This is a genomic window from Chryseobacterium indologenes (assembly GCF_002025665.1).
In the GTDB taxonomy this organism is placed as follows: domain Bacteria; phylum Bacteroidota; class Bacteroidia; order Flavobacteriales; family Weeksellaceae; genus Chryseobacterium; species Chryseobacterium metallicongregator.
Window position 1 is genome coordinate 3934846 of the sequence record NZ_CP018786.1, and the last position, 19958, is coordinate 3954803.

General features: G+C 35.1%; 16 protein-coding genes. 12 read left to right on the forward strand and 4 right to left on the reverse strand.

Annotation, left to right across the window (positions count from 1 at the left end; all coding sequences use genetic code 11):
* The first annotated feature begins 116 nt into the window (after nucleotides 1–116).
* The 3 genes from BUE84_RS17805 to BUE84_RS17815 all read left to right on the forward strand — a co-directional run bounded on the left by BUE84_RS17805 (nucleotide 117) and on the right by BUE84_RS17815 (nucleotide 1902).
* A complete protein-coding gene (locus BUE84_RS17805; RefSeq protein ID WP_079242859.1) occupies nucleotides 117–908 on the forward strand; it encodes a helix-turn-helix domain-containing protein in 792 nt (263 codons plus the stop codon).
* A 201-nt stretch (nucleotides 909–1109) separates the two neighbouring features.
* Nucleotides 1110–1529, forward strand: coding sequence for a DoxX family membrane protein (locus BUE84_RS17810; RefSeq protein ID WP_079242860.1), 420 nt, complete (start codon nucleotides 1110–1112; stop codon nucleotides 1527–1529).
* Between the two features lie 19 nt (nucleotides 1530–1548).
* Nucleotides 1549–1902: a cupin domain-containing protein gene (locus BUE84_RS17815; RefSeq protein ID WP_079242861.1), complete on the forward strand. Its 354-nt coding sequence runs from the start codon at nucleotides 1549–1551 to the stop codon at nucleotides 1900–1902.
* Between the two features lie 78 nt (nucleotides 1903–1980).
* On the opposite strand, the gene BUE84_RS17820 is transcribed toward BUE84_RS17815, so the two are convergent.
* The 4 genes from BUE84_RS17820 to dnaK all read right to left on the reverse strand — a co-directional run bounded on the left by BUE84_RS17820 (nucleotide 1981) and on the right by dnaK (nucleotide 8829).
* Nucleotides 1981–3090 carry a heparan-alpha-glucosaminide N-acetyltransferase domain-containing protein gene (locus tag BUE84_RS17820; protein ID WP_079242862.1) on the reverse strand — a complete coding sequence of 370 codons (1110 nt, stop codon included), beginning with the start codon at nucleotides 3088–3090 and terminating at the stop codon, nucleotides 1981–1983.
* A gap of 459 nt (nucleotides 3091–3549) precedes the next feature.
* Nucleotides 3550–4596: a hypothetical protein gene (locus BUE84_RS17825; protein WP_145953290.1), complete on the reverse strand. Its 1047-nt coding sequence runs from the start codon at nucleotides 4594–4596 to the stop codon at nucleotides 3550–3552.
* A 567-nt stretch (nucleotides 4597–5163) separates the two neighbouring features.
* Nucleotides 5164–6450 (reverse strand): helix-turn-helix transcriptional regulator, encoded by a 1287-nt coding sequence (locus tag BUE84_RS17830; RefSeq protein WP_158521381.1) that lies wholly within the window; start codon nucleotides 6448–6450, stop codon nucleotides 5164–5166.
* Between the two features lie 483 nt (nucleotides 6451–6933).
* On the reverse strand, nucleotides 6934–8829 hold the full coding sequence (dnaK, locus tag BUE84_RS17835) for a molecular chaperone DnaK (protein WP_079242865.1): 1896 nt from the start codon (nucleotides 8827–8829) through the stop codon (nucleotides 6934–6936).
* Between the two features lie 462 nt (nucleotides 8830–9291).
* Here dnaK and ppk1 point away from each other — a divergent pair, with 462 nt between their 5' ends.
* The 9 genes from ppk1 (at nucleotide 9292) to BUE84_RS17875 (ending at nucleotide 19958) form a co-directional block, all read left to right on the forward strand.
* Entirely contained in the window at nucleotides 9292–11364 is a 2073-nt protein-coding gene (gene ppk1, locus BUE84_RS17840; protein WP_079242866.1) for a polyphosphate kinase 1, read from the forward strand.
* Nucleotides 11361–12245 (forward strand): exopolyphosphatase, encoded by an 885-nt coding sequence (locus BUE84_RS17845; RefSeq protein WP_079242867.1) that lies wholly within the window; start codon nucleotides 11361–11363, stop codon nucleotides 12243–12245. Before ppk1 ends, BUE84_RS17845 begins: the two co-directional genes overlap by 4 nt.
* Before the next feature lie 309 nt (nucleotides 12246–12554).
* On the forward strand, nucleotides 12555–13208 hold the full coding sequence (locus BUE84_RS17850; RefSeq protein ID WP_079242868.1) for an NAD-dependent epimerase/dehydratase family protein: 654 nt from the start codon (nucleotides 12555–12557) through the stop codon (nucleotides 13206–13208).
* Nucleotides 13205–13354, forward strand: a complete 150-nt coding sequence (locus tag BUE84_RS24485; protein ID WP_156106575.1) for a hypothetical protein — start codon at nucleotides 13205–13207, stop codon at nucleotides 13352–13354. The genes BUE84_RS17850 and BUE84_RS24485 overlap by 4 nt, the downstream gene beginning before the upstream one ends.
* A gap of 141 nt (nucleotides 13355–13495) precedes the next feature.
* The gene (locus BUE84_RS17855) at nucleotides 13496–16534 is read left to right on the forward strand and encodes a choice-of-anchor I family protein (RefSeq protein WP_079242869.1); all 3039 of its coding nucleotides are present in this window, start codon (nucleotides 13496–13498) and stop codon (nucleotides 16532–16534) included.
* 92 nt (nucleotides 16535–16626) lie between these two features.
* Entirely contained in the window at nucleotides 16627–17454 is an 828-nt protein-coding gene (locus BUE84_RS17860; RefSeq protein ID WP_079242870.1) for an SIR2 family NAD-dependent protein deacylase, read from the forward strand.
* A gap of 92 nt (nucleotides 17455–17546) precedes the next feature.
* Nucleotides 17547–17939, forward strand: coding sequence for a DUF3060 domain-containing protein (locus BUE84_RS17865; protein WP_079242871.1), 393 nt, complete (start codon nucleotides 17547–17549; stop codon nucleotides 17937–17939).
* 143 nt (nucleotides 17940–18082) lie between these two features.
* The gene (locus BUE84_RS17870; protein ID WP_079242872.1) at nucleotides 18083–18490 is read left to right on the forward strand and encodes an HYC_CC_PP family protein; all 408 of its coding nucleotides are present in this window, start codon (nucleotides 18083–18085) and stop codon (nucleotides 18488–18490) included.
* Nucleotides 18491–18560: 70 nt separating this feature from the next.
* Entirely contained in the window at nucleotides 18561–19958 is a 1398-nt protein-coding gene (locus BUE84_RS17875) for a TolC family protein (RefSeq protein ID WP_079242873.1), read from the forward strand.

Genomic DNA, 19958 nt, shown 5'->3' on the forward strand with positions numbered 1-19958 from the left:
ATATAATTCTAGTTTTCAATCATTTTAGTTAAACATTTTGTAATTTCGTCTATAACAAAGGAATTTCTTTCACAGTGTAAAAAATAGAAGTATCAAATCTCTAACAGGTCTGCAAAATGATTGAAATAAAAAAATATTCTCATCAGACAGGACATCCTGAGCCAAGAAGGGTTATCAGATACACCTTATTCTGGTGTCATCATGGAAGTGCTGAGATTCTGATTGACGAAAATATTTTCATCCTGAAAACCGGTCAGGTAGTAACGATTACTTCAGGACAGTTTCATCAGTTAAAATCAGTGGAAGGAAAACTCACCGCGTTGGAATTCACCCTTGATTTCTTCTGCAAAAATGACAGTGATATTGAGCTTATTTTCCACAACGGACTTTTCTGTCATTTTGGAATGAATGAAATGATCACCATACAACATCCTGCATTTTTTAATGAAACATTGAATGCTATTGAAAAAGAAATTCAGGAACAGCCTTATCAGTATCTGATCTCGACCCATTCTCTGGTGGAGCTGCTATTGGTGGAAATCAACCGTAGTAAAATTGCCAATGGCGATGAAATCTGGAAACCGGATGCTTTATTTTTAAAGTTCCTTGAAAGCGTAAGAGATCATTTTCAAAACAATTATCAGGTCTCTCATTTTGCTGATCTTCTCGGGACCACTGAAGCCAAACTGAATGAGGTTTCAAAACTTCACACCAATAAAACCGCTCAAAATGTGATCTACAGCCTCACAATTTCTGAAGCTAAAAGACTTTTACACTATGAAAAGCTCACAGTAAAGGAAATTGCTTATCAGCTGGGCTTCAATGATCCGTTCTATTTTTCAAACTTCTTTAAAAAACATACTTCACATTCCCCAAAAGAGTATCAGAAGACCGTGAAGGAAGTTTAAAAGTACCCTGAAAAATTTTAGTTTAAAGAAAATCAGAGATCTCATATTCACTTCCTTCTTCCTTCTTCCTTCTTCCTTCTTCCTTCTTCCTTCTTCCTTCTTCTCTCTTAAATATTACATTCTTTTTCCAGAATTGTCTATTCTTTAGACAACGGCTTTCGCTGAACTTTGTACTGTAATTAAGACCTAAAAATTATACGTATGAAAACGCAACAGGATATTGCCATTTTCTTATTAAGAATTGCCCTGGCATTTGGATTCTTATCCACAATAGCAAGCCGCTTAAACCTTTGGGGAGCACAATCTTCCGGTTGGAAAAATTTTGTTCATTATACTGCTGAAACAAATTCATTTTTACCACAATCATGGGCAGCTATTATTGCAGTATTATCTACCATTGCTGAACTGTCCTCCGGTATTTTACTTCTTTTGGGGTTTCAGATAAAAAGAACAGCAAGGTACGCCTCTATTCTCACTTTATTTTTTGCAATAGCCATGAGCATTTCTTTTGGAGTTAAAGAGCCTCTGGATTATTCAGTCTTTGCATTCAGTGCCGGAGCTTTTCTTCTGAGTACCTTTTCACGTTACAAATGGAGTTTAGACCAACTTTTACATCAATAACAATTAAAATTCAAATATCATGAACACCAACATCCACAATTACATCGTAAAAACAGAACAGAAAGAATGGCAGCCTTTAATTGAAAAAGGAATTCATTATGAAGGTATTTTTGTAAAATCTTTGAAATTTGATCCTGAAAAAAACCGTTCTACCAGTATTCTTCTAAAGTTTGAAGCGGGAGCCCAATACCCTTATCACAATCATCCTGCTGGTGAGGAATTGTTTATCATGGAAGGTGATGCAACTATTGCAGGAACCAGCCTGGAAAAAGGAGATTATTTGTATACTCCACCGAATTTTAAACATTCTGTGAAGTCAGAACAGGGCTGTATTATTCTTTTTGTTGCACCGGAAGAAGTGGAAATACTTTAAGGCGTCATTAAACAAAACCACAGTAAAAAAGTTTTACTGTGGTTTCTAATAATTCAAAAAAAAATAGGATTGTAATTTTTATTTTAAAGCTGTTTTGTCCTGTGATATCGAACCGAATTCAATTAATGTTTTTTTCTTTCTCACTATATCCACCAAAGTCTGGACTGAAAAGGTGAGAATAATATATAATATGATAAGCACTGCTACGTATCCAATTTCATGTTGTCTGTATCCGAAAATTCCTTTTCCCCATGAGATCAGAATCCATTGGATCATGTACATTGAAGTTAAATTTTTACTGCAATATTTGAGAACACGCATAAAACCATTTTCTTTAACATTGGCAGTAATGGTGTTGATTAACCATAAAAACAGTAAAGTCCAGCCCGCAAAATAAATAACACCTCCAGGCCCCATATGATAAAAACCATTGTAATTATAATCTCCATACAGAAAAACCAGCGGTGCTCCTATGGCAATGAACAACAACCCTACATAGAGCATATTTCTAAATATTTGTTTGGTATCGTAGTTCAGTTCCTGAAACCATTTCCCAAAAAACATTCCGATGATGATAAAAGCCATCCATGGGAAAACAGGAAAATAGACATAGGCAGGATAATCAGTATTGAAAAGAAGATCCAGAACATAATTGATTACAGGATAATCAAGATTAAGTCCGCTTACCTCTCGGGATATCAATGCAACGAATAAACCTATAGCCAGCATGATATATTTATTTTTCACATATTCTCTGATAAACCCGACAAACAATAAAGACATGCCCGCCAGCTGTAAAATATCACCCAGCTGTACCAAATATACATACTGCTGTTCTATAGGGGCATGCCATCCGTATTTCTGAATAAAATTATCGGGAGCAAAATTAAAAATCACAGGGATCATAAACTTCATAAAATTCATAAACAGACCTGCAAACACCAATAAAATACCTCGTTTTAAAGCACTTCTAAGACTTTGATGACTTGAAGTCATAAAGGTAATTCCCATACAGATCAGGAAAATGGAAGTTCCCCTTCCGAGAAAGACAATAAAACTGCCGAGGGCTGTTTCATATTGTGATTTGACATTGGCATACACCAATAAGGTATGGATAATGATCATTCCGATGACACTTATACCTTTTATTAAATCCAGAGTAAGGATTCTTTTGTTTTGTTGTTCCATAGTTTTTAGTGAAAATTGTGGATTAGATGGATAAAACTGTATTCATTAATTATTTTTAAATCAATTTTTATTTATTCTAAATAAAAATCAAATATACAAATTAAAAATACTTCTCATCATCCATTGATCAATTTTCTTAAAACGTTAATAACTAAACATCTAGTCCAGTATTAAAGAACAAAAAAGAAGAAATTTTTCATGTAAATAGTGTTCTAACTATTCACTATTAATAAATAAGCTATACCAAAAAGTACAGCTTATTCTTTTACATCATAAAAATTTTCAAGTTTCAAATATGCTCCTTTGAAATCCTATTCAGTAAATAAGAAATTTTTATCTTTTATATTTTAATAATTTATAGATTTAAGAAGTGTATACTCAGTTTTCTATAAACCTTACTAAACATATGATCTGGTATTTCTATATTATTATATTATTTGAGCAATATATACCACTTTTTTATTTTCCTAAATAAACAAACATATTGACAGATAAACTTTGAGGCTGTACATTAATGGATTGTTGCGCAACACCACCGTTTACACTATTCGTGTTAAATGAATGGGAATGCGGATTCTGGTGCAATACATTAGTATTAACATGATCAAGATTCCTTGTACCTGTACCAATTTTTCCAGCCAAGAAGGTATATGAAAAGGTATCAGTTGCCGGTCTACCATTATTATTGATAATATCATACATTATAGTAGGCTCCGCTGAATTAGTTGTACCTGAAAGTTGAAAGTTTGGCAACTGATTCCTTGATATTATACGGGAATTATTACTATTTATACTTCCCATTCTTTTACCATCTTGTACTAGGTAGGAGTCGGTGGCATTAGGAATATATGATGTAAAGCCTAAAGAATTTGCAGCGGTTCTTTGAGTACTGGTCAGGCCTCCTACTGGTCTTCCATCTAGTTTTACCCATCCACTATGATCGGAAACCGAGAAGCTTGCCTTAATATCTCCAATATTAGATGAGCTTACTCCAATACTACCTCCATCGGTAGATCTCCAGTATGAATTACTGAAAACATATTCCAATGCTTTACCATTAGGAACGGTAACCCCATCCAGTGTTGCTCCAAATCCTCCCGAAGTATTGTTAAACACAATAAGTCTCTGACCAGCATTAGGCGCTGCAAATGCATTAATGGTAATTGTTCCTGTAGCATTACCGGTAAGCTGAACCTGGCTCACATTAGATGGAACTGTAACATTATTACCGGAAACAGCTAATACAGTTTCACGATTGGTAATTGCTCCGTTTACATCTAATGTAGTACCAGGAGTAATTATACCAATCCCAAGATTCCCATTGGGAGACATCACCAAATCATCTTTAGCCTGAGCTGCTGATGGAATTCCTGTGCGTGGGTTATTTTTTAAACCATCGACGCTAAATATTCCCTGAGGATTAGCGGTATTAATCCCCACTTGTGACTTGGCCACTAGGGAAAAGATAACAAACATACTTGTTAGTAATAAATTTTTTTTCATCATTTGTGAATTAATTTTAAAAATTAGTTAGTATTTAAAAAAATCATTTGTGTGTGAATAATGCTATGTGCAATATTAGAATACTTAAAATAAAATTCAAAATATAACCATACATCGTTCATACATCTCAGATACAACGATCATGCACTACAACCAAAATATTTTAAAAATCACATAAGCAAAAATCTATAACGCACACAGAATCAACAAACTTAAATTCTTTCTATTCTCTTTTATAAAAATTTAAATTTGATGCTGGTTTTTTAACAAAACATGCATATAAGATGTATGTACTATGTACTTATGATGTATTTGTAATTCAAAGATTAGATCCAAAGTATACTTCATCCGGAAACAGCTGTAACTGTGTAAAGGAGGCTTTCAGCAGAACTACATCCGCTAAAGAGAATTAATAAAAAAAGATCTCCCGAAGTTTGGCTTCAGGAGACCTTTTATTGTATAGATTTTATGAAAATCTTTGTAGAGTATTGTATATAGTATTTGCTCTTAATTTTTGAATAATAATTTATATCAGATCCCACTTGAAAGGATGAAAGCAAATACAATTTATTAGTTATCTACAAGAGACTTAAGGAATTGATAAAGGTCTACATCTGATCCGAGGTTGAGTTTTTTTCTCAATCTGCTTTTCTTTATTTGTACGGATCTGTGTTGCATAAAAGTAAATTCAGCAATGTCTTTGGAAGAGAACCCTAACCAGATTAAAGCACAGAATACCAAATTATCCTTAGTTAAATCCGGATTGATTGCCAACAGCTTTTGAGAAACATTAGGATAAACTTCTTGAAACTTCTCCAAAAAACTAATATCATTATTTTTAGCCAATTGAATTAAATCTTCATTTACTCCTGAAATTCTTTTCTCCAATACTTTAGTTTCATCTTCTTTTCTGGAAATTATTTCTTTGCTTTCTAATATTACTTTCTTTTTTTTATTATTCTGATAATATAAATAAGCCAGTAATACTAACCCCAGAGAAATAGCAATGCTGCTATAAATGAATATTGTTTTTTTGAGCGCTTTTTTTTCTTCTATTTTTTCTTTTTCTATTGTCTTTATAGATAGCTCTACTCCTTTTGTTTGTGAGTTTTCCAAGCTGTCTTTTAATTTTATATAATATTCCAGATATTCTTTTTCCTTTTCTAAATTACCAGAGTTTTTATAGCATGATATTAAAAGCTTGTATATATTTTTAGAATGCTCGATCGTTTTTAATTTCTTATTGTATTCAAGAGCTTTATTTAAAAATATTATTGCATTTTCATAATTTTTTTCTTTAAAAAAATACTGTGCATAGTAATAATAAAAAACAGATATCTGATAACTATTGGGGTCATGTTTCTTTTTGCTTATTATATCCATTCCCTGATCCAGATAAGTTTTAGCAGAGTTTTGGTTGGGTTGATATTCAATATAATGATTAGCAATTTGAGAGGTAGTACTTAAGCTTTCATATAATAGAGATGATTGTTTTAAATAATACAGCGCCGAATCCAGATCTTTTTTTTCATAAAGAAAGTTTGCTCTTGAAATATAAACGTAAGATAAAAATTTACCCTTTCTACCCTTATCTTCAATTTTATTTCCATAATACCCTCCTTTAGAATTATACTTCAGACCTGTATCGTACAGTTTCATGGTATAATAAGCCTGTGAATATTCCTGATAAAGCTTAGCAATGGTGAAAAAATCAATCTCGTTTTCGTTTTTATGCAATAGGCTCTCTGCTATATTTAGGTTTTTTATACTTTCTTCTCCATTGCCTAAATTCCAGCATTGATTTGCAATATTAATATGAGCCCAAATTATCCCTCTAACATAGTTTTCTTTCTTCATTTTTTCTAACATCTCCTTATTCCAAAGAATAATTTTCTCTCGGGGAATATTCTTTTTCCCCATTTCTTTAGGTGTATTCAAAAGAATTGAATCATACTCTTTAAATTTAAGATTTTGGGAAAACAGCTGTACAGATGAGAAAAATAACCCAACTGTAAGTAAAAATTGAAATAAGTATTTAAAGCATTTCATTATACGCTAAAATAAAAATATTTTTATAAAAAAACATTATATTAATTAAATAGGAAACATATTTTATATATCAAAACATTCTAAATTATATTTCTTTTCATTTATGCCTTTCTAATTCTTCTTCTTGAAATTATCATGCTCGATTCATTGAAAATGAGAAACCTACTGAAAGCTATAAATAATATAAGTATTAGAAAAAGTACCACACTGAATTGAAAAGGCGACCCCATAAAAAACCGCTTTAAACAAATGTTTAAAGCGGTTTTAGATTATTTATTATTAAATCAATAATTATTTTACTTCTTCGAAGTCTGCATCCTGTACATCTTCAGCTCCGGAGTTTCCACCTGCATTCTGAGCACCAGCTGCATCAGCACCTGGCTGTTGGCCAGCTGCATATAATTCTTCAGAAGCGGCCATCCAAGCTGCATCTAACGCTTCAGTTTTAGCTTTTACGTCATCAGCATTTTTAGCTTCGAAAGCTGTTTTTAATTCTGCATGAGCTGCTTCGATTGCTGCTTTTTTGTCAGCAGAAAGTTTTTCACCGAATTCTTTCAATTGCTTTTCAGTCTGGAAGATTAATCCATCAGCTTTGTTAAAGATTTCAACTTCTTCTTTTCTCTTAGCATCCGCTGCAGAGTTTTCCTGAGCTTCTTTCTTCATTCTTTCGATTTCTTCGTCAGAAAGACCTGAAGAAGCCTGGATTTTGATAGACTGCTCTTTACCAGTTCCTTTATCTTTAGCAGATACACTTAGGATACCGTTAGCATCAATATCAAATGTTACTTCAATTTGAGGAACTCCTCTTGGTGCTGGTGGGATATCCTGAAGATCGAATCTACCGATTTCTTTGTTATCGTTGAACATTGATCTTTCACCCTGTCCTACTCTGATGCTTACAGCCGGCTGGTTGTCAGAAGCTGTAGAGAATACTTCAGATTTTTTAGTTGGGATCGTAGTATTCGCTTCAATTAATTTCGTGAATACAGAACCCATTGTTTCAATACCTAAAGAAAGTGGAGTAACGTCAAGTAGTAATACATCTTTTACATCACCAGTTAATACACCTCCCTGGATTGCTGCACCAATAGCTACAACCTCATCAGGGTTTACTCCTTTAGATGGTTTTTTACCGAAGAATTTTTCTACTTCTTCCTGGATAATTGGGATTCTTGTAGAACCACCTACCAAGATTACTTCATCAATATCAGAAGTTGATAAACCAGCATCTTTTAACGCTTTAGCAACAGGTTCCATAGATCTTCTTACAAGATCAGCAGATAATTGCTCGAATTTAGCTTTTGTTAAAGTCTTCACTAAGTGTTTAGGACCTGTAGCAGTAGCTGTGATATAAGGTAAGTTGATTTCAGTCTGAGGAGAAGAAGATAATTCAATTTTAGCTTTTTCAGCAGCTTCTTTCAATCTTTGAAGAGCAATTGCGTCAGCTTTTAAATCTACACCTTCTTCAGCCTTGAACTCGTCAGCCATCCAGTTGATGATCACATCATCAAAGTCATCACCTCCTAAGTGCGTATCACCGTTTGTAGATAATACTTCGAATACACCGTCTCCTAAATCAAGGATAGAGATATCGAAAGTACCACCACCAAGGTCATATACTGCGATTTTCTGATCTTTATGGTTTTTATCAAGACCATAAGCTAACGCTGCAGCAGTAGGCTCGTTGATAATTCTTTCTACTTTAAGACCTGCAATTTCTCCAGCTTCTTTAGTAGCTTGTCTCTGTGCATCGTTGAAGTATGCAGGAACAGTAATTACCGCTCTTGTTACTTCCTGTCCAAGATAATCTTCAGCAGTTTTCTTCATTTTCTGAAGAGTCATTGCAGAAATTTCCTGTGGAGTATATTCTCTATCGTCAATTTTTACTTTTACAGTATCGTTCGGTCCGGCAACTACTTTATAAGGTACTCTTGTGATTTCAGAAGCATCATCTTTAAAGTGAGTTCCGATAAATCTTTTGATAGAGTAAACAGTTTTTGTTGGATTCGTTACAGCCTGTCTTTTTGCAGGATCACCTACTTTTCTCTCTCCGTCTTCTGTAAAAGCTACGATAGAAGGAGTAGTTCTCTTACCTTCTGCGTTAGGAATAACAACAGGGTCTTTACCCTCCATTACAGCAACACAAGAGTTGGTTGTTCCTAAGTCAATTCCAATTATTTTACTCATAATATTTTATATTTTTTCTATTTTTAATTTAATTTACACTCTCAATTTCTCAATATCTGTACCATTTGAAGAATTATGACAAAATGACACAATAAAAATAAAAACCCCGGTAAAATGGGGTTTTGTATGATTTAATGTGGAAATTTTTTCCTACCAAACTTTATCGGAATGCCACCAATAAGCCTTCTAACATTTTCAATAGCTATTTGAGATTTTTTTCTGGTAGGTTTTTATATAGACACAAAAAACTGTCATCGCTTATCAGATGTATTCTTCATTTTTCTTCATAAAAAGAAGATTTGATCAATATCAATACCGTAAAAACACATTGATTATCAATATGATTATTATTAATCCGACAGATTAATTCACCAATCTTTAAAAATTAATCAAAGTTTAACCTAAGAAATAGAGGAAGAGTCTTTACGAATGATTATTTTTGGTAAAATATACACATTTAGAATGTCAATACACTTTAATCCACGAGATATTACATGGCTTGCCTTTAATGAGAGAGTTTTGCAGGAAGCCATGGATGAAAAAGTTCCCTTACATTTAAGAATACGTTTCCTTGGAATTTTCTCCAACAATTTAGATGAATTTTTCAGAGTACGTGTTGCCGGATTAAAGCGTGCCATGGATTTTAAGGAAAAAGTGATTGCTGAATCTTTCTACCAACCTCCTACCAAAATCCTTCAGCGAATCAATGAAGTGGTGATGAGGCAACAGCTGAATTTCGATAAAACCTGGAAAAAAATCCAGACCGAAATGGCTGATCATAAAGTTTTCATTAAAAATTCCAAAAACCTGACTGCAAAACAAAAAGAATTTGTCAGACAATATTTCGATGAAGTGGTAGAATCCAATGTGATTCCAATTCTTCTTCATGAAAATACACCTATGCCTTACCTTAGAGACAAAAGTCTTTATTTGGGAGTGGCCATGAGAAAAAAGGACTGGCAATATTCCAGCAATTATGCTATTATTGAAATTCCTTCCCGTTTTGTAGGAAGATTCGTATTGTTGCCAACTGAAGATCCGGAAGAAAAAAATGTAATGTTACTGGAAGATGTGATTACTTTCAATCTTCCCCACATATTTTCTTATTTCGGGTATGATGAATTTGCAGCCAATGCATTTAAAGTAACAAAAGATGCCGAACTGGATCTTGATAATGATATCAGAACCAATTTTGCAGAAAAAATAGAGAAAGGACTCAAAAACAGAAGAAAGGGAAAACCAACCCGTTTCGTTTTTGATAAAGATATGGATAAAGCTTTGCTGGAACTTCTGATCAGAAAGCTGAACTTAACGAAAAAAGACAGCATCATTCCCGGAGGAAAAATTCATAATTTCAAACATTTCATGGATTTCCCTGATGTTTTTGAAAAGTATGAAAGACCTGTAGAAAGAACTTCTTTTACACATCAGGCATTTGAACATGGAGAAAGAGTAACTGATGTTATTTTAAAAGAAGATGTCCTTCTTACCTTCCCTTACCATAAATACAATCCGGTGATTGATCTTCTTCGTGAAGCCGCTATGGATCCTGATGTAAAATCAATACAGATTACAGCGTATCGTCTGGCAAGCAGTTCAAAAATTATTAATGCCTTGATCTATGCGGCCAGAAATGGTAAAGAAGTAACTGTAATGTTGGAGCTTCAGGCAAGATTTGATGAAGAATCCAATCTTGAATGGAAAGATATGCTGGAGCCTGAAGGAATTACGGTTCTTGTAGGGATTCCTAATAAAAAAGTACATGCCAAACTTTGTGTCATCAAAAAGAGAGCACACAATAAAACCATACAATATGGCTTTGTAAGTACCGGAAATTTCAACGAAAAAACAGCCAGAATATATGGTGATCACCTGCTGCTGACTGCGGACCGTGGCATCATGGCGGATATCAATAAAGTCTTCAATGTTTTGAAAAAACCGAAAGATGACTTTATTCCTATTTTGAAAACTTGTAAAAATTTATTAGTTTGCCCTCAGTTTATGCGTGAAAAGATTGTTCACCATATTGATAAAGAAATCGAAGAAGCCAAAGCAGGAAGAAGAGCAGAAATCATCGTTAAAGTCAACTCAATGAGTGATCGTGCTTTGATTGAAAAAATATATGAAGCTGCCAAAGCCGGAGTGGTGACCAGAATGATCGTAAGAGGGATCTATTGTGCCGTCAATCAAAAGGAGTTCAAAGAAAAAATAAAAGCCATCAGCATTGTAGACGAATACCTGGAACATGCCAGAGTGATGTATTTTTACAACAAAGGGGCTGAAGACATGTACATTTCTTCCGCAGACTGGATGACCAGAAACCTGGATTACAGAATTGAAGCAGCCGCTAAAATCACTGATAAGAACCTTAAGAAGGAATTAAAAGATATTCTGGACATCCAACTTAAAGATAACGTAAAAGCAAGGATTTTAGACAAAAAGCTGAGCAATGAATACGTAAGAAATGATAAACACGAATGCCGATCACAAATAGAAACCTATAAATATTTAAAAGCTAAAACAAACAAAAAATGAAGATAGCAGCGATAGACATAGGGAGTAATGCAGCCCGCCTTCTTATCAATGAAGTAAAGATTAATAACAGAAAGCCTGAATTCATCAAGCTCAACCTTCTCAGAATTCCTCTGAGACTGGGAATGGATGTTTTTACCATCGGAAAAATAGGTCCGGAAAGAGAAAAAATGGTCATTGATTCCATGAAAATCTTCAGTGACCTGATGAAAATATATAAAGTAGATCATTACAGAGCCTGTGCTACCAGTGCTATGCGTGATGCTGCCAACGGTAATGATATCATCAATCTGGTAAAAAATACATCAGGAATCAATATTGAAATTATTTCCGGTGATGAGGAAGCTACCCTGATTTATGAAAATCATGTTGCAGAAGGTCTTGACAAAGAATTTGCCTATCTATATATTGACGTTGGTGGAGGTTCTACAGAGCTTACCTTCTATGAAAATGGTAAAATGGTCTATGAAAAATCTTTCAATATCGGAACAATCCGTCTTCTCAACAATCTTGTGACAATGGACAACTGGAAAGAAATGAAGGATGAGATCAAAAAAAATATCGTCAGCAAAAAACCAATTGTTGCCATTGGTTCCGGAGGAAACATCAACAAAGTATTCTCTATGAGTAAAACCAAAGACGGAAAACCTATGTCTTTGTCTCATCTGAAAAAGGTGTACAAAGAATTCAATGAGCTGTCAGTAGAAGAAAGAATGACCAACTACAACCTGAGAGAAGACCGTGCCGATGTACTTGTACATGCTCTGGGTATCTTCAACAATGTGATGTCGTGGTCTGATATCAACAAAATTTTTGTTCCAAAGATTTCCGTAGCAGACGGATTGATCCATAATATTTACAGTCAGCTGCAACATAAAAAGTAACAACAGACAATAATATTGAAAGCCAGCCATTTTTGAGCTGGCTTTTTATTTTAAAGGCTTTTTGTCATTGCGAACAGGCTGAAGGCCTGCAAACATGGTTCATATGTGACGAAGCACTCCCTGTCATTAGGTTTGGGCTAAAGCCAGTGGCATGTGGTTTATTTTTAAGGCGGGCTAAAGCCCACCCCTATTGAATTATTGAATCCAGACATTTAAGACAGCATCTTTTATCTTTTAATTAAAAAAAAAATCCTAATTTTAAAGTAAAACCTCATCTTCATTCGTCATACCCATATCAATAGCAAAGCAATGAACCCAATCAAAATAATTCTTACAGGAGCTACAGGAATGGTAGGCGAAGGTGTTTTAATGGAATGTCTTGAAAATCCAAATGTCTCTGAAATCCTCAGTATAAGCCGAAAGCCATCTGGAAAAACACATCCTAAGCTGAAAGAATACCTTGTTTCTGACTTCCTTTCAATAGATCTTCATGATGAAAAACTAAAGGGTTATGACGCCTGTTTTTTCTGTGCTGGAATCAGCAGTGTAGGTATGAACGAAGAAGAGTACACCAAAATTACTTATGATACAACGCTTCATTTTACCAAAGCTGTTTTGAACCAAAATCCTGAAATGGTGTTCAACTACGTATCCGGGGCAAGTACAGACAGTACGGAGAGTGGAAAACTAATGTGGGCACGGGTAAAAGGCAGAACAGAAAATGATTTGAAAAGAATGAGTTTCAGGGGAGCTTATAATTTCCGTCCCGGATTCATGAAACCCGTTGAAGGTCAAATCAATGTAAAATGGTTTTTTAAACCTTTTATTTGGATTTTTCCTGTTTTTTTTCAGTCAAAATCATTAACTTTACACGAAGTGGGTAGAGCAATGATCAATGTAACACAAAAAGGATACCCTACATCTACTTTAGAAATTAGAGATATTAAAAATTTAGCGCTATGAGAGACATGTTAAAAAGAATTGTTCTGGTTATTTTTGTACTCTTGCTTGTGACTGCTGTTTCAGGATATTTTTATATGCAGAAACATCCTTTGGAGGGAAATAAATCAGGAACGATTTTAAATTTTTCCGGAAAATCAGGAAAATAATTCCCTTCTAAAGTTTCTCATTCGAATATAATTTTACCTTTTATCGGAGAAAATCCTATTTTTTAAACATTTCTTAAAATTCCATTAAAATAGTTGCGAAACATAAAGTTCATTTTTGTATTTATCTAATTGAAATAAAAAATGATCAACAACTACCTATTAAAAGGGTCTGTGATTGCCGCATTCTTCTTTCAGAGTGGTCTTTTCGGGCAGACACTTATTCATTACTGGAATTTTAACGATAATACTTCTACAGCTACAGTTACTACACCTGCTTCTACGTTGGTGAACGGCTCTCTTACAGCCATAGCCGGAGGTACAAGTGTTATTGATTTTGCCGGAGGTACCGGACAGAATTTCAGTCTGCAAAATTTAAATGCAAGAAACGGTGATAGTTCCGGAGCCCATTTAAGATTCAATAATCCGATTGGAGGAGCTTTACAGTTTAATCTTCCTACAACAGGGTATAATAATGTCATTGTTAAATTCACCACCAGAAGATCCGGTCAGGGAGCAGGAACACAGACATGGTCTTATTCCACAGATGGAACTACTTATGTACAGTTCCAGACTGTGAATCCTCAGGATGCCGATCCACAACTGGTTACATTGGATTTTTCTGCTATACAGGGAGCCAATAACAATCCTAACTTTAAATTAAAAGTAGAATTTTCCGCAACGGGAGGTGGAACAGGAGGAAATAACCGTTTTGACAACTTTACGGTAGATGCCACTCCTGCAGGAAATGTAGATACTACTCCACCAACCGTCACTTATCTGCCTGCCAATAGTACCAATAACGCATCAACGACTGTAAATCCTACATTATCTTTTAATGAAAATGTAAGATTAACAGATAATTCTGCAATCAATAATTCTAATGCCCAGAATCTTATAGATTTCCGTCTGGGGAATTCTTCAGGTACGCAAGTTCCGTTCACTACGACTTTCAGTAACAATACCATCACTGTAATTCCAACTTCCGGACTTGTGCCGGGACAAACCTATTATCTGGCCCTTAAGCCAAATATGGTTGAAGATTTCAGTGATAATGGAGTTACAGCTGTTACTTCCAGTACTTTTACCACCGCAGGAACAACAATTTCTTTAGAGAAGAATTTCATCAAAGTCAATGAAAATGCCGGAAATCTTGCATTTAAAATCAATATCAGTAATCCTTCTGCCTCTTCGGTAAACCTTGTTGTAAAACCAGCGCCATTCAGTACTGCTGATGCCAATGACTTTACTTTAGCCAATCAGACTATTAATATTACTCCATCTACAACGAGTTACACCGTCAATATTCCGATTATTAATGACACAGTGGCAGAACAGCAGGCTGAATATTTTGTGGTAAGCCTTGAAAATCCTGTTGGAGCAACAATATCAGGGGACAATTCTGCAACTGTTTATATTGTAGACAATGATAAACCGGCTCCGGTTCCTTCCAATCAGATCCAACTGAACTATCTCTTAAGTTTTGATCCTTCAGGAAATAATAACAGTTCTACGGAAATTGTAGTTCATGATCCGTCAACACAACGTTTATTTACAATCAGCTCGATTACGGATGTTTTTGATATTATTGATTTTAGTAATCCATCAATACCTTCAGTCATAAAGACAGTGAATATGGCTCCTTATGGTGGTATCACAAGTATCGCTGTGAAAAACGGAATCATCGCAGCTGCATCTCCCAATACTGATCCTCAACAAAATGGATCTGTAGTATTTTTTGATATCAACGGAAATTTCCTGAAACAGGTAACAGTAGGGGCTTTGCCAGACATGGTAACATTCTCTCCTGATGGAACAAAAGTAGTGACTGCCAATGAAGGAGAACCTAATGATGCTTACACTATCGATCCTGAAGGAACCATCAGTATTATAGATATTTCCGGAGGTATTGGAAATCTTATCCAAAGTAATGTAACGACTCTTAATTTCAATAGTTTTGATTCTCAGGTAGCAGCTTTAACGGCTACCGGATTAAGAAAAGTAAGAACGAATAATACGCTTTCTCAGGATCTGGAACCAGAATATGTAACCATCAGTGCAGACAGTCAGAAAGCATGGGTAACCCTTCAGGAAAATAATGCCATCGCAGAGATTAACCTGGCAACCAAAACCATCACAGGAATTTGGGGATTAGGCAAAAAAGACATGAGTATTCCGGGGAACGGATTTGATGCTTCAGACAATAATGGAGAGGTTTTAATTGCCAACTGGCCGGTGAAAGCCTATTATACTCCGGATGCAGTACAGAATTATAAGGTAGGTAGCACGAATTATATTGTAACCGCCAATGAAGGTGATGAAAAAGACCTTTCCGGATATAGTGAGAGAACAACTGTGGGAGCTAATACTTATACTTTAGATCCTGTACTTTTCCCCAATTCAAATATTTTAAAGGCTTCTTATAATCTTGGAAGATTCAGGGTTTCATCTGCTACAGGAAATACGGATAGTGATACAGAATTTGAAGAAATGGCAGCTTTAGGAGCCCGCTCGTTCTCTATCTTCAATGCTGATACGAAACAGATTGTGTACGATAGTGGAGATCAGTTTGAAAGATATATTTCAACTTATCATCCTTTGATTTTCAATGCTGACAATGAATCCAACGGTGCTAAAAACAGAAGCCGAGCTAAAGGTCCTGAACCTGAAGGAGTAGCATTAGGAAAGATCAACGGGCAGACTTATGCTTTCATTACCTTAGAAAGAACTGGTGGTGTCATGGTTTATAATATCACAGATCCTAATAACCCTACGTTTACAGATTACAAACATTCACGTTCTACTTCAGCATACGGAGGTGACAATGGTCCTGAAGGAATCATTTACATCGCTCCTCAAAATTCTACAGCCAATCAAGGCTACGTGATTATCGCCAATGAAATCAGCGGAACTTTATCTATGTATGAAGTAGTCACACCTGATACACTTGGAACTGGTGAAATTAAAACTAAACAGGCAACATTCAACATATTCCCTAATCCAGTAAATAAAGGAAATACTCTTTATTTCAACAGAAAACAGGATTATGAATTGTATGATATGTCTGGAAAATTGATTGGGAAAGAAAAGAATGCTTTAACCATAAGCACTGCTAATCTTTCTACAGGAGTTTATCTTGTAAAAACTTCGGAAGGACAGATCAAAAGAGTCATTGTAAAATAAGATATAATATTTAGTTGATTGAAAAGGCTTCGGATTTTCCGGGGCTTTTTTGTTACCGGAAAATTCATTAGTTTTAAACTTTTAATAACACAATGGAAAATCAATTAGAGAATATTATTCAACAAGTCTGGCATAAAGAAAAACGAAATCTCTTTACTTTTCTAACCGGTGCAGGAATTTCATCAGACAGTGGTATTCCCACTTATCGTGGAATAGATGGAATTTGGGTGAAAGGAACTCAGTTTCACAAACCTGAAGAGTTTGGAACATTACGCTATTTCAGACAGCATCCGGAAGAAGTTCTGCAATATTCTCTTTTCAGAAAAAAAATGTTTGAAAATGCTTCTCCCAACGAAAGTCATTTTGAATTGGTAGATATTGAAACTCAACTTCAGGACAGGTTTCATCTGCTTACCCAAAATATTGACAATCTTCACCGTCGTTCCGGAAGCCAAAGAATCTATGAAATCCATGGGAACAACCGGGAGATCAAATGCTCAAACGGATGCAAAGAAATTATGGATCTGCCTGTGGACATACAAAGCAAAGATCTGGATGAAGATCTTACCACGAAAGATAAAGAACTTTTAACCTGTGCTCATTGTGGTCATTGGATGCGTCCGAATATTTTATGGTTTGATGAATATTATGATGAAAAAACCAATAAGAAATTCAGTGCCCTTAAAATTGCTAAAAATAGTGGAGTTCTCTTTATTGTCGGAACTTCCGGAGCAACAAGTCTTCCGATTGCTATTGCAGAAACAGCACTCAAATATGGAGCCTTCATCGTAGAGATCAATACAGAAGATAATCATTTCACGGATTTGATCAGAAATAAAAAGAATGCTTTAATCATCCGGGAAAAATCTACCGAGGTATTAAAGGTGATAAAAGAAATCATAGCAAAAACAGTCTCCTAAATCAACCTCATTATTTAAGATGATTTAACTTTTAAAATTCTTGAAAAAAGCATTTTATATCTATATTTACCCTGAACAAAACCAAATTCACAATGAAAAATATTAAAGCTGCAGGAATTCTTACGATCCTGTTATTAGGAACAGGTACCGCTTTCTCACAATCCAGAAAAACAGAGTCTACAAAAGGCGTAGAAAAAACAGAGGGAAATAAGATGGTACACGTAGAAGGTGTAGGCCATACTCTCAAATATGCTCTCAATGGAGGAACTGTTGAGGTAGAAGGTGGTGATAACACATTAACGATCAAAGGAAGTGCAAAAAAGATTGAGGTCTCAGGAACAGGTAATAAAGTATACGTCGATAAAGTGGACAAAATCTCTATGGAAGGTGGTGATAATATAGTCTATTACAGAACTTCAGGAACAAAATCCGGAAAACCTGATGTTTCCATTACGGGAGTAGGAAATAAAGTGGTAAAACAATAAAATAAAAAATGGCTTAGAAATGTAATCTAGGCCTTTTTTATTCTAAAATTAATTTCCAGTAAAGTATTTTCCTTTAAAATATAAACTTCCTCCATAATTCTATAACACTGCGGCTGATATTCATTTTAATTTTATCCCGCGAAATGAAAAAAATCTTTCACATACTTTTTATCCTCCTATACATCGTAGTTTCCTCAGGGTTTACGACCAGCAGACATGTATGTAAAGAAAATTCCAGTGAGATCCATGTAGGACTGAAAAAACTCTCTGATCTGGATTGCCCGAAATGCAAGACCAATAAACAGAAAAACCACAACGGATGCTGTAAACTGGAAGTCAAAAAGATCTGTAAAGAAGATAATCTTCCGCATTCTTATAAAAATTCTCCGGTCAAGTTTTTATCAGCTTCCATTCCGTATTACAATTTAGGAACTGTTTTTGAGCAGGCAACCATTCTTGATCCTGAAAAACATACCTTCTATTTTGATCCTTCAAAATACCATCTCAATTACCCTTCCCTTTTCATTCTTCACTGCGTTTATAGAATTTAGAATAGATTGAATCATACGATGATCCCGATCGGGACAATTATTTTTCAATTTTTAATTCTAAATATATTCTATGAATTTATCATTCAGAGCACTCATCTTATGGCTGGGCTGCCCTGCCCTATCTTTTGCCCAGATCACGGGTTTAGAAGAGGTATTGCTAAGGGCCGAAAAAAATTATCAGTCCATTAAAAAAAAGGAAATCAATATAAAAGCTTCACAAGAAAGGCTTCAGCTTCAAAAGACATATTATCTTCCAGAAGTAACGGTGATGGCCCAGCAAAATTTCGGAACCATCAATGCTCAAAATGGTCCGATGTACGGTCAGGGCGGACTTGGAGTAGCCTCCACTTCTATTCCGCTTGCAGAACAAAACTGGAATGCAGCGTTCGGAAGTTTATATCTTGCTAACGTCAACTGGAATGTCTACACTTTCGGAAAACTTAAAACCAAAGAAAATGTAGAATCAGCTGATGTAGAAATTCAAAAGGCAGACCTTAATCAGGAAATTTTTCAGCATCAGATCAAAACAGCGGCAGCTTATTTCAATCTTCTGGTAAGCCAGCGACTTGAAAATGTACAGCATGAAAATCACAAACGTTCCGAAGTCATCTACATCATTGCCAAAGCAAGAGCAGAAAGTGGCTTAATCCCTGAAGTAGATGCTTCCCTGGCAAAAGCAGAAATGTCCAGTGCGCAGACTGCCATCATCAATGCCAATGATCATGTCCTGGAATACAATAAAAATCTATCTGATCTTTTGGTCGAAAACTTTACAGAATATCAGCTGGATCATTATTTCAGTAAAAACCAACCTTCTTTACCTACAGAAACCTCATCTTTTGAAAATCATCCCAATACTCTTTTTATAACGGAGAAAATTAACAAAAGTAAACTGCTGGAAATGTACTTACATACAACAGGACTTCCTTCTCTTTCTCTTTTCGGAGTATTTCAGGGACGCGGATCCGGTTTCGGATGGAATTATGTTCAGGATAACTCTGCGTTTTCCCAATCTTATGCAAAAGGAATCGGGGTTGACAGGATGAATTATATTGTAGGCTTTAATCTCAGCTGGAATCTTACTGATTTTTATAGAAGCCAATCCAAAGTCAATGAACAGAAACTCATGACAAAAGCATTGGATTTCGATTACCAGCAACTGCAGCAGGAACTTTATAATCAACAGAATCTTTCTGAACTGAAGTATAAAAATGCATTGACAAAAGTCACTGAGTCTAAAATCCAGATGGATGCTGCCACCGAAGCTTTTAATCAACAGAAAGCGTTGTATGAAAATGGGTTGACAACGATTGTAGATTTTACTCAGGCTCTCTATCTGCTGAACCGTGCTGAAATCAATTATGAGATTGCACAAAATAATTCCTGGCAGGCAGTAGTATTGATTGCTGCCTCCAAAGGAGATATTGCAATGATTACCAAAGCCATTACCCACTCACCAAAAATTTAA